Genomic DNA, 14,743 nt, shown 5'->3' on the forward strand with positions numbered 1-14,743 from the left:
ACCGCCGAACACAACCCCCAGAAAGCCCCCCACCACCAGGTGAGGGGCTTTCTGCATGTCACGGTTAAGTCGAACGGACACAACACCATTCGGCACGGGTAGTTCCCAAGCTTGTGAAGGATTGTCCGCGGCTGCCGCGGTGGATCCTTCACAACCGTGTGGAGACCGCATTCATCGCGCAGGAGCGAAGGGCACATCGGGCCCATCTGACCGTGCCCGTCCAGAAGTTCGCGCGTAGAGCACCGACATTTGACACCTCCGGGATTACTCCGGGATCGCCAACTGTGTTTCCTGCGAACGTCCTCGCAACGTGACGGAGTCCCCGAGTTTCCAGCCTTGGGCCCGCTTGGCTTCGTCTATCGTTCGGGCCGAAGCCACGAGTGCGCCCGGAATGGACTTCGCCAGCTCGGACAACCGTGCGGCCTCGTTCACCGGATCTCCGATGACGGTGTACTCGAACCTCGCTTTCGCCCCGATGTTGCCGGCAACGGCGCGCCCCGAGGCGACGCCGATGGCGGCCTTGCAGTCCGGGACCTCGACGAGGAGCCGATCACGGATGCAACGGGCGGCGGCCAGCGACTTGCCGCACGGGTCGTCGATGTCACTGGGCGCCCCGAAGATGGCGAGGGCGGCGTCGCCCTCGAACTTGTTGACGAACCCTTCGTGACGATCCACCTCCTCGACGACGACGTGGAAGAACCGGTTGAGTAGATCGACGACCTCGGAGGGCGGTTGCGACGCAGCAAGTTCGGTCGAACCGACGAGGTCGATGAAGAACACCGCGATCTCGCGCTCCTCACCCCCCAGCTCAGGGTTCTTCGCCAATGCTGCCTCCGCGACCTCGGTGCCGACGTGACGGCCGAACAGGTCACGGATCTTCTCGCGCTCCCGGAGTCCGTCGGCCATCCGGTTGAAGCCGCTCTGCAGCTCACCGAGCTCGGTCCCGTCGTACACCTGCAGTCGAGCGTCGAGCTCGCCCTTCTCGATCGCGGCCATTCCCGAACGCACGTTCTTGATGGGTGCCGTCGTCGCCAGACCGCCCAGAAAGGTCAGCAGGAAGCCGAAGACGATGGTCACCGAACCGAGCGCCAGAATCGCCACGGCGAACTGGGTGGAACTCGTATCGCGGCGGATGAACGAGGCGATCGCGATGATCATCAAACCGATCACGGGTACTCCCGTGCCCAGGAGCCAGGACAACAGGGAACGTCCCATCACTCCTGCCATTCGGATACGGCGGGGATCGCCGGCTTCGAGGGCGCGGGCGGCAGCGGGGCGCAGCGCGAACTCGGTCAAGAGGTAACTGAACGCGCACACGGTGATTCCGCCGAAGACGACGGTGAAGGCAACCTTCGGTATCGAGCCCGGATTGATCGTGCCGTACGCCGTCGTGAAGAGCATCGAACCGACCGTCCACAGGAGGATTTGCACCCTGGTCAGACGCCACGGCATGGCCAGTGTCCGAACCTGTTCCCGACGCGTCGGTTCGCGATCCTCGATTGCCCACCGGAGCCCCTTCACGGTGCGGGTGGTGCCGTAGACGAGTCCGATCAGGAACGCGAGCGCCAAGTAGATGGGGAGCATGATGAAGTTGACCCACCAGTACTCCCGTGGCGTCACGACGTTCGGTCCCGGCACCACCACGCTCACCAGGGTGAGAACGACGACGAGCCCGATGGCATTGGCCCCCAGCAGCGACACCGTGAGCAGAATTTGCACCCGGATACGCCGGCGACGGGGGGATTCGTCGGGCTTGCCGAGAAGCGACGATCCCAGTGGGGCTACGGTACGACCTGGTCTCCGGGGCATGGTGATGACGAGACTATCGGGCGAACTGTTCTACTGTGTCCGAGTGCGTCTCGTCATTGCTCGTTGCCAAGTCGACTACGTGGGACGCCTGACCGCGCACCTTCCGTTCGCCCGCCGGCTGATCCTGATGAAGGCCGACGGTTCGGTCAGCATTCATGCCGACGATCGGGCCTACAAGCCCCTCAACTGGATGACGCCGCCGTGCTGGCTGACAGAGAACCCGGAACACCTGACGGCGCCGCTGGACGGCGAGATCGTGCCCGCCGATCGGCAGATCTGGGTGGTCACGAACAAGGCCGGCGAGGAACTGCGCATCACCGTCGAGGATGTCGAGCTCGACTCCTCGCACGAGCTGGGCGTCGATCCCGGTCTCGTCAAGGACGGCGTCGAGGCGCACCTGCAGGAATTGCTCGCGGAGCACGTGGAAACCCTCGGACCCGGGTACACGCTCGTTCGTCGTGAATACCCGACTGCGATCGGTCCCGTCGACCTTCTGTGCCGTGCCGAGGACGGTGGCTCGGTAGCCGTGGAGATCAAACGGCGCGGCGACATCGACGGCGTCGAACAACTCACGCGATACCTCGAGCTGCTGAACCGCGACCCGTTGTTGGCCCCGGTCAGTGGGGTCTTCGCGGCGCAGCAAATCAAGCCGCAGGCAAGGACTCTTGCGGCGGATCGCGGAATCCGTTGTCTGACACTCGATTACGACGTTCTGCGGGGTACCGAGAGCACCGAGTTCAAGTTGTTCTGACCGCCGATAGAATCGGGGGTGTGCCTCGTCGAAAACCACACCGCAAAGGTGGCCGCGCCGCGCCCACGGAGCACGACGGCACGCTGTTCGGCAGCGCAGTGATGCGCACCGAAATCGGTCCCGCCGGCGACGAGGACGAGCGTTACGCCGTACGTCCCATTCCGGGATCGCGGGCCACCAAGCCCTATCGGTGCCCGGGCTGCGACCAGGAGATCATGTCGGGCGTCGCCCACGTCGTCGTCTGGCCGGTCGATCGCATCGGTGGACCCGACGACAGGCGGCACTGGCACACCGGCTGCTGGTCCGGAAGGGGCACCAGGAAGCTCACCCGTAGGTGGTCCTGAGTCGGAGCGGCCGGCCCCGGCCCCCGCCGACTCAGTTTCCGGTACGAATAGCCGTGGTGTCGGCGTCGTCCGAGTAGTCCTCCACGTCGTCGTCCTGAGACTGTGAGCTGTCGAGCAGTTCGCTCTCACGATTGACCGACGACAGCATCGCCGGCACTGAGTCGAGCTGCCCGCGGATGCCCAGGAGCTGAGCCAGAACGCGTCCACGGAGCACACGCAGCTCCTCGGCCAGTTCCTTCGCGTGGGCGATTCGTCGTTCCGACTGTTCCGTCGCGGCCTGCAGCCGTCGCTTGGCCTCGGCGGTGGCATCCGCCAATGTGCGCTTGGCTTCGGCGCTCGCCTCGGCGAGGCGGCGCTCGGCGTCTGCCTTGCTCTCGGCCAGTCGTCGTTCGGCTTCGGCGGTACTGGTGGCGAGGCGGTCGTCGGCCGCTGCCTTGCTGTCGGCGAGGAGTTTCTCGGCTTCCGCCTGGCTCTCCGTGCGAAGCCGCTCGGCCTCGTTCTTGCTGTCCGTGAGACGAGCCTCGGCCGTGGCAGTGCTCTCCGCCCGCAGCTTCTCCGCGGCGGCTGTGCTCTCCGCGAGCAACGTGTCCGCAGCAGCGGTGCTGTCGGCCAAGCGTTTGGCTGCCTCCGCCTTGCTGGTGGTGTCGAGCTCCTCCACCTCCGCGAGGACCTTGCCTCGGCGGTCGGCCATGGTGATCTCGAAGTCTTCCTGCACCGCGTTGCGCTTGGTCTCCGCTTCGGCGTCGAGGCGGTCGCGCTCGGCCTCTGCTGCTTCGACGATCCGCGCGGCCTCGGCCCGCGCGTCGGCCATCGTCTTCTCGTGTTCTTTGTCCAGCGCCGCGCGGCGTTCCTTGAGCTCGACGACGAGGGTGTCGTGCTGGCCACGCAGTCGCTCGCTCTCCTGCTCCGCGACGGAAATCATCTCGGCGGCCTCGGCCTGTGCGGTAGAGCGCACTTCGGAGGCCTCGTCCGACGCCAGACGCAGCATGCGCGAGATGCGATCGCTCATGCCCTCCGCAGTAGTCGGCGGGACCGAGAGACGATCGATGTCCTTGCGCAGGTCGTCGATTTCGTCCCGTGCGTCCTCGAGTTGTACGGCCAGGTCCCTCGCCTGAGCCGCCGCCGCGTCGCGATCGGTTGCGGTGACACGCAACTCCGCGTCGAAACGCTCGAAGTACCGCTGAACTTCGTCCTTGTCGAATCCCTTGCGTGTGACGCTGAAGGGAAGGCTCGTCGCGCCCCCGCTGACGTTCTCGTTCACCATGGCGGTCAACTTACCGGGACAACCGCCATCATTCCCAGTGCGTGCCTGTCAGTGCTGCGTCGACGCGGCGGGCTCGACCAGTTCGACGAGCACCCCGCCCGCGTCCTTGGGATGCACGAAATTGATCCGTGAGTCCGCGGTTCCGCGCCGAGGCTTCTCGTAGAGCAGGCGAACGCCGCGCTCGCGGAGGAATTCGGACACGGCCTCGACGTCACTGACCCGGAAGGCGAGTTGCTGCAAACCGGGTCCGTTGCGATCGAGGAACTTGGCGATGGTGGACGTCTCGTCGAGCGGTGCCAGCAACTGGATCTGAGCGGACGCATCCGTTGCCCCAGGTACGGACATCATGGCTTCGCGCACGCCTTGACTCTCGTTGACCTCTTCGTGTGTCGACACCATGCCGAAGTGCGAGCGGTACCACTCGATTGCGTCGTCGAGATCGCGGACTGCGATGCCCACATGATCGATCGCGGTCACGAGGCCCGCTGCGATCGCCTGGGCCGTGGGGGACTGCGTCGAAGAAGTCATCCCACGACGGTATAGCGGCGGAGCGGAAACTGCCGATGGTGTAGCTCACACCAGCGGACAACTACCCGCTGTCGTAGTCGTCGGGCACAATCGATGTCATGGCGAATGCATTCGATCTCTCCACCACGGCCAAGCGCTTCCGCTTCGTTGCGATCGCCGAGGCCATCACCTGGGTGGCTTTGCTCGTGGGAATGGCCATCAAGTGGATCCCGGATCCGAACATCGACAGCGCCGTTCGTTACCCCGGCATGATTCACGGTGCCGTGTTCGTCATCTACATCGTCGTCACGGTCGTCACCGCGGTGAAGCTGAAGTGGACCGTAGGAGTGACCCTCGTCGCATTGCTGGCCAGCATCCCGCCCTTCGGCACCGTGATCTACGAGCGGTGGGCCGTGCGCACGGGCCGTCTGGCCGAGTTGTCCGAGGGTGGGGCAACCTCGCGCTCGGTCCCCGCGTAGTGACAAAATATTCGATGTGACTCGCCCCGGCTCCCGTCCTCCTCGTCCCTCGGCAGTGACAGCGGCCGCCATGTCCGGCGCCGTGGACCTGTCAGCACTCAAAGCCAAGGCTGCGGCCAAGGACGCACCACCGCCGCCCACCGCGCCCAACGGGTTACCCGTGGTCGTCGCCGTGACGGAACTGGACTTCGAGGACAACGTTCTGGTCCGCTCGAACCAGGTACCGGTGATCGTCAACCTCTACTCGGCCAGGTCACCGCAGACCGCCTCGCTCACCACGGTGCTAGAGAAACTGGCCGTCGAAGGCGCGGGATCCTGGGTACTGGCGAACGTCGACGTCGACGTCAGTCCCCGCATCGCTCAGGCATTCGGCGTCCAAGCCATTCCGACCCTGGTGGCGGTGGCCGCCGGCCAACCCCTCGCCGACCTGCAGGGACCGCAGCCCGAGGAGCACCTTCGGCAGTGGCTCGCCGCCATCGCCCAGGCCGTGGAAGGCAAATTGAGCGGACCCCCGTCGGCAGACGGGGCAGTCGAGCCCGAAGAACCGAGCGATCCGCGATTCGACGCCGCGGAAGACGCTCTCGCCGACGGTGACTTCACCAAGGCCGAGCAGGCGTTCCAAGCGATCGTCGACGCGGAGCCGACCAACGCCGAGGCGCTGAGCGGCGTACGTCAGGTGCGGTTCCTCGCTCGCGTGCAGCAGCTACCGGCGGATGCCGTCGCCACGGCTGATTCCGACCCGTCCAACATCGACGCCGGTCTGGACGCCGCCGACGCCGAATTGCACGAGCAGCGGATGGAGGAGGCCTTCGACCGACTCGTCGCGTTGGTCAAAGTCACTGCGGGCGAAGATCGTTCACGTGTTCGAGCGCGCCTGCTCGAACTCTTCGAGCTGTTCGACGTGGCGGATCCGGTGGTGGTGAGTGCTCGCCGCAAGCTCGCGACAGCGCTCTACTAGGTCAGTTCCAGTCGTCGTCCTTGTCGGCCGCCTTGTTGCGTGCCGCCGCCGTCTCGAGGGCGTGCTCGGCGCTGTCCCGGTCCGGATACGGACCCATCCGGTTCGAGTATCCGGTCGTCTTGCCCTGGGAGACCTGCTTGGTCTCGACGTCGTAGTACCACTCACCTGTGTCGCTCACGTACGTAGTGTGCCTCAGTTGTAGCGGCCGTCGCACGCTGTTCGGCCGCCCAGTACGCCCCAGCGGAACGCGTCGACGCGGGAGAAACCACTGGGGACCGTGTTGCCGTCCACGTCGGAGGCCGCGAGTCCGTCCGTGAGGAGGCCCGAGACGGCCTCGTCGAGATCACCGGGGGACAGCGTGACGGCCAGTTGCGCTCCCTCCTGGGGGTTTTCGGGGCTCAGCAGCGAGGTGACGGCGCCCGAGAGGCATGCGGATCGCAGCGCGGCACGGGCGTCGACGAGGGTTTGCCCCGCGGCTTTCTGTACCGCGAGGACGTATCGCGAGACGAAGACGACGTACGCGCTGTAGTCACCCGAAACGTTGATCGGCAGCACGTCGTCACCGGACCGCGACTGCTCACCGCGCTCGGCCAGTTTCTCGACGTCGACGCCGATCGTGTTGGTGGAGGGACAGTACGACACGGGGTCGGTGGTTTTCGCGTCGGTGCAACCGGTGTCGGAACGGGTGTAGTCGAACGTCGGGGGTGTCGGCGTGGGAAGAACCTGTTCGAAGGTGGTAGCAAACATCTCGAGAGATTCCTGCGTCACCGGCAGTTCGCCAGTGTCCGAGGGATTGTCGAACTGCTGGGGGAGGCTCGCACGCCTGGATTCGACTTCCTTCTCGTCGATCTTCGTGCAGGCACCGGCGCCGTCGGTGAACCCGATCTGCGCGGCGGTCACACGCTCGAATGCCGACCCGTGCACCGAATCGGGGGAGCCCGGGTCCTCGTCTCGGACGGCGACCGTTGCGGCGAGCACCGAGTTCAACCCGTCGGACGTGTTGAGCGTGAAGTGCTTCGACTCGCCCTGAGCGACCGAGCGCATGAACGCGCCGCCGAAACAGTCGGCCTGTTGCTCGGCGACGATCGTGGGATCGCTGTCGCCGATGAGTCCCGACTGCGTCTGCACTGCGTGGCCGTACTCGTGTGCGAGGACCATCACGACGGACATGGGGCCGAACGCGTCCATCATGGCGGGAAGGAGGATGCCTCGGTCCCACCCGATGGTGTTGTCGAGCGAGCAGAAACCGGCGTTCGGAACGCCGTCGGTCTCCTCGTCGCAGAAGTCCGGACTCTGGCCGCGCCGTGCGTCGGCGTCCCACGAGATCAGCTCGGCCACCGGCTCGAATCGACCTCGGAACAAGGTGGGATAGACCGCCTCCCAGAACGTCTGGATGTCGTCGACGGCATCCACCGCCAGCACGTCGGCGTCGTTGCCGTCGAAGTTCGTGACCGGTAGGTCGGCGTGGCTCACGCCCGGACGTGGGCCCGACGGACCCGACGTGACCGGGAGACCGGCAACGGTGAAGGGGTCGTCGTAGATGGACACGGCCCGACCGGACACGAGGTTGCCGCAACCCGATGCCAGAAGAGCGAGAGCGAGGGTCGCCGCGATCAGACCCGAGCGACCCCCGATCATCACCTCTCCAGTCTGAGCCAGATCGCTCCGTAGGGCGGCAGTGTGACCCGCGCCGAGGCGGGGCGACCGTGCCAGGACTGCTCCGTTGCCGTGACCTCACCGAGGTTCCCGACGCCGGAACCCCCGTAGGACTCGGAGTCGGTGTTCAGGATCTCGGTCCAGGTGCCCGGTTCGGGTAATCCAACACGATAGTCGGCGTGCTGAGAACCCGAGAAGTTGAACAGGCACGCGACGGTCGAACCGTCCGAGCCGAATCGCAGGAAGCTCAGTACGTTGTTCGCGGTGTCGTTGGCATCGATCCAGGAGAAGCCGCTGGGCGAGCTGTCCTGGGTCCAGAACTCCGGGCCGTCGACGTAGGTGCGGTTGAGGTCTCCGACCAACTGCTGCACCCCACGATGCAGAACGCCGACCCCGTCACCGTCCATGTCGTGCCAGTCGAGACCGCGTTCGTCCGACCACTCGGCGGTCTGCCCGTACTCCTGACCCATGAAGAGCAGCTGCTTGCCGGGGTGTGCCCACATGTAGGCGAGCATTCCGCGCACGCCGGCGGCTTTCGCCCAGTCGTCGCCGGGCATCCGGGTCCACAGGGTGCCCTTGCCGTGGACGACCTCGTCATGGCTGATCGGGAGGACGAAGTTCTCGCTCCACGCGTACACGAGCGAGAAGGTCATCTCGTGGTGGTGGTAGGCGCGGTGGATGGGATCGCGGCCCATGTACCCGAGCGTGTCGTGCATCCAGCCCATGTTCCACTTCATCGAGAAGCCGAGGCCACCGACGCTCGTGGGACGGGTCACGCCGGGCCACGACGTGGACTCCTCGGCGATGGTGACGACGCCGCGATGTTGTTTGTGCACAGTGGCGTTCATTTCCTGCAGGAACGCCACCGCCTCGAGGTTCTCGCGGCCACCGTAGATGTTCGGTTCCCAACCACCCTCGGGCCGTGAGTAATCCAGGTAGAGCATGGATGCAACAGCGTCCACGCGGAGCCCGTCGATGTGGTACTCGTCGATCCAGTAGAGCGCGTTCGCCACGAGGAAGTTGCGGACCTCGGTACGACCGAAGTCGAAAACCAGTGTGCCCCAGTCGAGTTGCTCACCGCGGCGGGGATCGCCGTGTTCGTACAGCGGTGAGCCGTCGAATCGGGCGAGTGCCCATTCGTCCTTCGGGAAGTGAGCGGGAACCCAGTCGACGATGATGCCGATGCCGTCCTGGTGCAGCCGGTCGACGAACGCGCGGAACTCGTCCGGGGTGCCGAACCGTGAGGTCGGGGCGTAGTAGGACGTGACCTGGTAGCCCCACGAACCACCGAAAGGGTGCTCGGCCACAGGCAGCAGCTCGACGTGGGTGAAGCCGGTTTCCTTGACGTGAGCCGAGAGTTGTTCTGCCAATTCGGCATAATTCAATCCGGGCCGCCACGATGCCAGGTGTACCTCGTACACGCTCATCGGTGCACGATGCGGTTCGAGTTCTGCGCGGGCGTCGATCCACTCGGCGTCCTGCCACTCGTACGAGCTGGTGGTGACGACCGACGCGGTCGAGGGCGGCACCTCTGTGCGGAACGCCATCGGGTCCGCCTTGTCGCGGGTGACACCGTCCTTGCCGTGCACGCGGAACTTGTACAGGGTGCCGTCGCCGACGTGCGGGACGAACAGTTCCCACACACCCGTCGATCCGAGGGTGCGCATCGGCCAGGTCTGACCGCCCCACCCGTCGAACTCGCCGACGACGGTGACGCCGACCGCTCCGGGAGCCCACACGGCGAACGAGGTGCCGGCGACCTCGCCGTCGGGCGTCGTGTACGAGCGGGGGTGAGCGCCGAGAATTTCCCACAGTCGTTCGTGGCGGCCCTCGCCGAACAGGTGCAGGTCCAGCTCGCCGAGAGTGGGGAGGAATCGGTACCCGTCGGCGACGGTCACCACGTGGTCACCGGGGTACTCGACCCGCAGGCGGTAGTCCGACAAGTTCTCGATCGGGAGCACCGCATCGAAGACACCGTTCGCGAGGTGGCCGAGCGGGTAGTCCTTGCCGCCCACGACAGCCGTGACCGACTTCGCGTTGGGGCGCAGCGCCCGGATCGCGGTGCCGCCCGTGACAGGGTGCGCGCCCAGCACGGAATGCGGGTTGTGGTGGTGGCCTCTGGCCAGCAGCGACAGGTCCTCGGACGAGGGAGGAGTGTAGGTCGGGGAGGCCTGAGGCGGGTCGTTCTGCGGGGTCATGATGTTCCTTCCCGGTAGGCGAGCTCGAATCGTGCGGGGAAGGGAACCGGAGGCAACGCAAGGATGTGCGCCACCGCCCGCCACGGCTCGAGTCGGACGTAATTGGCTTGGCCCCACTGGAATTGCTGTCCGGAGACCTCGTCGGTCACCGTCACGTGCTCCTGCCAGTCACGACCGATCTTCGGCATGTCCAGCCACACGGTGCCTTCCTCGGCACCGAACGGGTTCAGGTTCACGATGACGAGGACGGCGTCCCCCGACTCGGGATCGAACTTCGAGTACGCGATGAGCGCGTCGTTGTCGATTGCGTGGAAATGGATGTTGCGCAGTTGCTGCAACGCGGGATGCGCACGCCGAATCGCGTTGAGCGAGGTGATCCACGGCTCGAGAGACTCACCGCGTGCGCGGGCGCCCTCGAAATCACGTGGACGCAACTCGAACTTCTCGGTGTCGAGGTACTCCTCGCTGCCTTCGCGAACGGCCTGATGTTCGAACAGCTCGAAGCCCGAGTAGACGCCCCAGGTCGGCGACATCGTCGCGGCGAGCACGGCCCGAATGGCGAACATTCCCGGTCCACCGTGTTGCAGGCTTTCGTGCAGGATGTCCGGGGTGTTGACGAACAGGTTCGGGCGAGACTGATCGGCCTTCGTCGCGATCTCGGTGGCGAATTCGGTGAGTTCGGTCTTCGAGGTGCGCCAGGTGAAGTAGGTGTAGGACTGCGTGAATCCTCGACGCGCCAGACCGTACAACCGGGCGGGGCGGGTGAACGCCTCGGCGAGGAACAGTACGTCCGGGTCGGTCTTCTTGATCTCCGCGATCAGCCACTCCCAGAAGTCCGGTGGCTTGGTGTGCGGGTTGTCGACCCGAAAGATCTTGACGCCCTGCTTGATCCAGAATCGTACGACGCGCAGGACCTCGGTGTAGATGCCCTTGCGGTCGTTGTCGAAGTTGATCGGGTAGATGTCCTGGTACTTCTTGGGCGGGTTCTCGGCGTACGCGATCGTGCCGTCGGGAAGAACCGTGAAGTACTCGGGATGGGCGGTCGCCCACGGATGGTCGGGTGCGGCCTGCAGGGCGAGATCCAGCGCGACCTCGAGTCCGAGACTCTTCGCCGCGCTCACCAGAGCCCGGAACTCCTTGGTGGTGCCGAGTTCCGGGTGGGTGGCGTCGTGGCCGCCCTCGTCCGAGCCGATGGCCCACGGTGAGCCGACATCCGTCGGTCCGGGCGTGAGCGTGTTGTTGCGGCCCTTGCGGTTCACTTTTCCGATGGGGTGAATCGGCGGGAAGTACACGACGTCGAAGCCCATGGCCGCGACCCGCGGAAGCTGATCCGCGGTGGTGGCGAAGGTGCCGTGGCGCGGGCTTCCGTCCTCGTTCCACCCACCTGTCGACCTCGGGAACAGCTCGTACCAACTACCGAACAGCGCGACACGGCGGTCGGCCCAGATGTTGACCGCGTTACCTCGGGTCACCAGTTCGCGCAGCGGATATTCGTGCAGGAGTGCGCGCACCTCGGGTGTGAACGCCGGTGCGACACGAGACGGAAGGAAGGCGTCGCTGCGCAGTGCCGTCACGACGTCCTCGATGCGCGAACGATCCGTCTTGGGCACACTCTTCGCAACCCGTTCGAACAGCAGCGCGCCTGTCTCGAGGTCGTTCGCCAGCTCGCCCGGGCCCTGGCCGACGCCCAGCTTTGCCTCGACCGCATGCATCCAGGTCGCGACCGGATCGCTCCACGCCTCGATACGCGCGATCCAGAATCCCTCGGCGTCGGGGGTGAACACTGCGTGGAAGATATCGGGTTCGGTACCCGGCACCATGGGGATGCGGAGGGTCTTCGTCTGTCCGGGTCCGCGGACCGTCAGGGTCGCGGCGATGGCGTCGTGCCCTTCGCGCCACACCGCCGCGGACAGTGGAAACGTTTCTCCGACCACGGCTTTCGCCGGAAACCTTCCGGCCGTTGTGTCGGGTAGTACGTCGTCGATGCCGAGTCGGCCTGTCACCGGAGCCCCATTTCTGATGCGTCGCTGGCTGTAAGTGTCTGGCTGAAGAACGTCTCCAACCGTATCGGAGTCACTGCCGACGCGTCGTGTGGTCGCAGAGTCCAGGCTGGAATGGCCACGATCGACCTTCCTCAAACCGCTTTCTTCGACTGTTCTGTCTTGTCCGCCCGCGGGGGCCCGCCGCCGTGAGTAATGTTCGGCCGGTGAAAGCCCTGCGTCGGTTCACCGTCCGAGCCCAATTGCCCGATCGCCTCTCCCCACTCGCCGAACTCTCGGTCAACCTGCGGTGGTCCTGGCATTCGCCCACCCAGGATCTGTTCGAGAGTATCGATCCCGAGCTCTGGGTCAGCAGCGAACGCGACCCGGTTCGACTTCTCGGTGAGGTCGGCCCCGACCGTCTGCGCGAGCTCGCAACCGACGACCGCTTCGTTGCCCGCCTCGCCGAACTGACCGACGAGTTGCACGAGTACCTGCGGCGGCCGCTGTGGTTCCAACGCGAGCTCGAGGCAGGTCAGGACCTGCCGGCAGGTATTGCCTACTTCTCCATGGAGTTCGGCGTCTCGGAGGTGCTGCCCAACTATTCCGGCGGCCTCGGCATCCTGGCCGGTGACCACCTCAAGGCTGCGTCGGACCTGGGGCTCCCACTGATCGGCGTAGGCCTGCTGTACCGGTCGGGTTACTTCCGTCAGTCGCTGACCGCCGACGGGTGGCAGGCCGAGCGGTATCCGTCGCTGGATCCGCAAGGACTTCCCCTGCGCCTGCTGACCGACGACGGTGGCACCGCGGTACTGGTACACGTCGCGATGCCCGGCGACCGCGTGCTGCGCGCACGAGTCTGGATCGCCCAGGTGGGCCGGATCCCGCTGCTGCTGCTCGACTCCGACATCGCCGACAACGATCCCGAACTGCGCGGAGTCACCGACCGGTTGTACGGCGGCGACCAGGACCATCGCGTGAAGCAGGAGATCCTGGCCGGTGTCGGCGGCGTGCGCGCCGTGCGCGCCTACACCACGATCCACAATCTGCCCGCCCCCTCGGTGTTCCACATGAACGAGGGTCACGCCGGCTTCCTCGGCCTCGAACGCATTCGAGAGTTGTTGGCCGACAACAGCAACGGACTCGACTTCGATTCCGCGCTGACGGCGGTGCGCGCGTCGACCGTGTTCACCACCCATACGCCGGTACCGGCCGGAATCGACCGCTTCCCGGCGGATCTCGTGCGGCACTACTTCGGCGACGGGTCCGCGCAGTCGTCTCTGCTGCCCGGTATTGCGTTGGATCGCATTCTCGAACTCGGCCGTGAGCAGGACCCGAGTGTGTTCAACATGGCGCACATGGGACTTCGATCCGCGCAGCGCGCCAACGGTGTGTCCAAGTTGCACGGCATCGTCAGCCGCGGCATGTTCGAGGCGTTGTGGCCGGGATTCGACGCCGGCGAGGTGCCGATCGGATCGGTCACCAACGGCGTGCACGCACCGACGTGGGCGTCGCGTCGGTGGATCGAACTGGCCGACGACACCATGGAGGAAGCCGAAGGGTGGGAGCGTCTCGGGGACGTCCCCGAGCAGGAACTGTGGCGAATCCGCGGCGATCTCCGAGCCGAGCTCGTCGACGAGGTCCGCCGACGCGTCAAGGCGTCCGCACTCGAACGCGGGTCGACGGAGGCCGAACTGGGTTGGACGGCAGACGTTTTCGATCCGAACGTGCTCACTGTCGGGTTCGCCCGACGGGTCCCGACCTACAAGCGTCTGACGTTGATGTTGCGTCAACCAGACCGGCTGCGGGCGATGCTGCTCGACCCCGAGCGTCCGGTCCAGTTGGTGGTCGCCGGTAAGAGCCACCCTGCCGACGACGGAGGGAAAGCGCTCATCCAGCAGATCGTGCGCTTCGCCGACGAAGCCGATGTGCGTCACCGCATCGTGTTCCTGCCCGACTACGACATGTCGATGGCGCGTTACCTGTACTGGGGATGCGATGTGTGGCTGAACAATCCGCTGCGTCCACTCGAAGCGTGCGGCACCTCCGGAATGAAGTCCGCTCTGAACGGCGGACTCAACCTGTCAATCCGAGACGGGTGGTGGGACGAGATGTACGACGGCGAGAACGGGTGGGCCATTCCGACGGCGGACGGCGTCGTCGACGAGCACCGCCGCGACGATCTCGAAGCCGCGGCGCTCTACGAACTGCTCGAGAAATCGGTGCTTCCGAAGTTCTACGACCGAAACGCCGAGGGACTGCCGGCCCGATGGGTCGAGATGGTGCGCCACACGCTGCAGCGCACGGGCCCGAAGGTGTTGGCGTCGAGGATGGTTCGTGATTACACGACCGGGTACTACGGTCCGGCGTCGCGTGCCGGAGTCGCTGCGACAGCAGACGGTTTCGCCGGAGCGAAGGCTCTCGCCGAGTACCGCAGCCGGATCGACTCGGCGTGGCCGTCGCTGCGAGTACTCGAGGTGGACAGCTCCGGCCTGCCGGACACTCCGGTTCTCGGATCGGAACTGACCCTCACGGCGCACGTGGACTTGGCCGGCCTCGCACCGGGCGACGTCGTGGTGCAGGCAGTTCTCGGGAAGGCCGATTCCGACGAGAATCTGTCCGGAGTCGTCACCGTGCCGATGGCGCACTCGGGTCAGGGCCCGGAGGGCGAAGCGGTCTTCGACGTCGACACCACGCTCCCGATGTCCGGCAACGTCGGCTATACGGTGCGGGTGCTTCCGCATCACCCGTCCTTGGCCGGGGACGCCGAGTTGGGGAGGGTTGCGGCGCCCTAGCCC

12 protein-coding genes are annotated in these 14,743 nt (G+C 65.8%); 5 read left to right on the forward strand and 7 right to left on the reverse strand.

Annotation, left to right across the window (positions count from 1 at the left end):
* Nucleotides 1–264: 264 nt before the first annotated feature.
* Nucleotides 265–1,809, reverse strand: coding sequence for an adenylate/guanylate cyclase domain-containing protein (locus IEW02_RS21855; RefSeq protein ID WP_188547037.1), 1,545 nt, complete (start codon nt 1,807–1,809; stop codon nt 265–267).
* A 43-nt stretch (nt 1,810–1,852) separates the two neighbouring features.
* Here IEW02_RS21855 and nucS point away from each other — a divergent pair, with 43 nt between their 5' ends.
* Both nucS and IEW02_RS21865 read left to right on the forward strand, forming a co-directional pair.
* The gene (gene nucS, locus IEW02_RS21860; RefSeq protein WP_188547038.1) at nt 1,853–2,560 is read left to right on the forward strand and encodes an endonuclease NucS; all 708 of its coding nucleotides are present in this window, start codon (nt 1,853–1,855) and stop codon (nt 2,558–2,560) included.
* Between the two features lie 20 nt (nt 2,561–2,580).
* Nucleotides 2,581–2,904: an Rv1322 family protein gene (locus tag IEW02_RS21865; RefSeq protein WP_188547039.1), complete on the forward strand. Its 324-nt coding sequence runs from the start codon at nt 2,581–2,583 to the stop codon at nt 2,902–2,904.
* A gap of 31 nt (nt 2,905–2,935) precedes the next feature.
* On the opposite strand, the gene IEW02_RS21870 is transcribed toward IEW02_RS21865, so the two are convergent.
* Complete coding sequence (locus IEW02_RS21870; protein ID WP_229746227.1) at nt 2,936–4,168, reverse strand: hypothetical protein; 1,233 nt, start codon at nt 4,166–4,168, stop codon at nt 2,936–2,938.
* Nucleotides 4,169–4,216: 48 nt separating this feature from the next.
* Nucleotides 4,217–4,696, reverse strand: coding sequence for a methylmalonyl-CoA epimerase (gene mce / locus IEW02_RS21875; RefSeq protein ID WP_188547040.1), 480 nt, complete (start codon nt 4,694–4,696; stop codon nt 4,217–4,219).
* Between the two features lie 98 nt (nt 4,697–4,794).
* Here mce and IEW02_RS21880 point away from each other — a divergent pair, with 98 nt between their 5' ends.
* Nucleotides 4,795–5,154 (forward strand): DUF3817 domain-containing protein, encoded by a 360-nt coding sequence (locus tag IEW02_RS21880; protein WP_188547041.1) that lies wholly within the window; start codon nt 4,795–4,797, stop codon nt 5,152–5,154.
* Between the two features lie 70 nt (nt 5,155–5,224).
* Nucleotides 5,225–6,112, forward strand: coding sequence for a tetratricopeptide repeat protein (locus IEW02_RS21885; RefSeq protein WP_188547601.1), 888 nt, complete (start codon nt 5,225–5,227; stop codon nt 6,110–6,112).
* Between the two features lies 1 nt (nt 6,113).
* Here IEW02_RS21885 and IEW02_RS21890 read toward each other — a convergent pair whose 3' ends face one another.
* Genes IEW02_RS21890 through IEW02_RS21905 form a run of 4 tightly spaced genes read right to left on the reverse strand, consistent with a single transcriptional unit; the run spans nt 6,114 to nt 11,969 of the window.
* Nucleotides 6,114–6,290 (reverse strand): hypothetical protein, encoded by a 177-nt coding sequence (locus IEW02_RS21890; RefSeq protein ID WP_188547042.1) that lies wholly within the window; start codon nt 6,288–6,290, stop codon nt 6,114–6,116.
* Between the two features lie 14 nt (nt 6,291–6,304).
* A complete protein-coding gene (locus IEW02_RS21895) occupies nt 6,305–7,750 on the reverse strand; it encodes a neutral zinc metallopeptidase (RefSeq protein WP_188547043.1) in 1,446 nt (481 codons plus the stop codon).
* Nucleotides 7,750–9,966, reverse strand: a complete 2,217-nt coding sequence (gene glgB / locus IEW02_RS21900; protein ID WP_188547044.1) for a 1,4-alpha-glucan branching protein GlgB — start codon at nt 9,964–9,966, stop codon at nt 7,750–7,752. The genes IEW02_RS21895 and glgB overlap by 1 nt, the downstream gene beginning before the upstream one ends.
* Nucleotides 9,963–11,969, reverse strand: coding sequence for an alpha-1,4-glucan--maltose-1-phosphate maltosyltransferase (locus tag IEW02_RS21905; RefSeq protein ID WP_188547045.1), 2,007 nt, complete (start codon nt 11,967–11,969; stop codon nt 9,963–9,965). Before IEW02_RS21905 ends, glgB begins: the two co-directional genes overlap by 4 nt.
* Nucleotides 11,970–12,172: 203 nt before the next feature.
* On the opposite strand from IEW02_RS21905, the gene glgP reads away from it, so the two are divergent.
* A complete protein-coding gene (gene glgP / locus IEW02_RS21910) occupies nt 12,173–14,740 on the forward strand; it encodes an alpha-glucan family phosphorylase (protein ID WP_188547046.1) in 2,568 nt (855 codons plus the stop codon).
* Nucleotides 14,741–14,743: the final 3 nt, after the last annotated feature.

Source organism: Rhodococcoides trifolii (genome assembly GCF_014635345.1).
In the GTDB taxonomy this organism is placed as follows: Bacteria; Actinomycetota; Actinomycetes; order Mycobacteriales; family Mycobacteriaceae; genus Rhodococcoides; species Rhodococcoides trifolii.

Coding starts and splice junctions, on each gene's coding strand:
- IEW02_RS21895 (WP_188547043.1), bottom strand. CDS start 7,750: ATGATCGGGGGTCGCTCGGGTCTGATCGCGGCGACCCTCGCTCTCGCT.
- glgB (WP_188547044.1), bottom strand. CDS start 9,966: ATGACCCCGCAGAACGACCCGCCTCAGGCCTCCCCGACCTACACTCCT.
- IEW02_RS21855 (WP_188547037.1), bottom strand. CDS start 1,809: ATGCCCCGGAGACCAGGTCGTACCGTAGCCCCACTGGGATCGTCGCTT.
- IEW02_RS21870 (WP_229746227.1), bottom strand. CDS start 4,168: ATGGTGAACGAGAACGTCAGCGGGGGCGCGACGAGCCTTCCCTTCAGC.
- IEW02_RS21885 (WP_188547601.1), top strand. CDS start 5,225: ATGTCCGGCGCCGTGGACCTGTCAGCACTCAAAGCCAAGGCTGCGGCC.
- IEW02_RS21880 (WP_188547041.1), top strand. CDS start 4,795: ATGGCGAATGCATTCGATCTCTCCACCACGGCCAAGCGCTTCCGCTTC.
- mce (WP_188547040.1), bottom strand. CDS start 4,696: ATGACTTCTTCGACGCAGTCCCCCACGGCCCAGGCGATCGCAGCGGGC.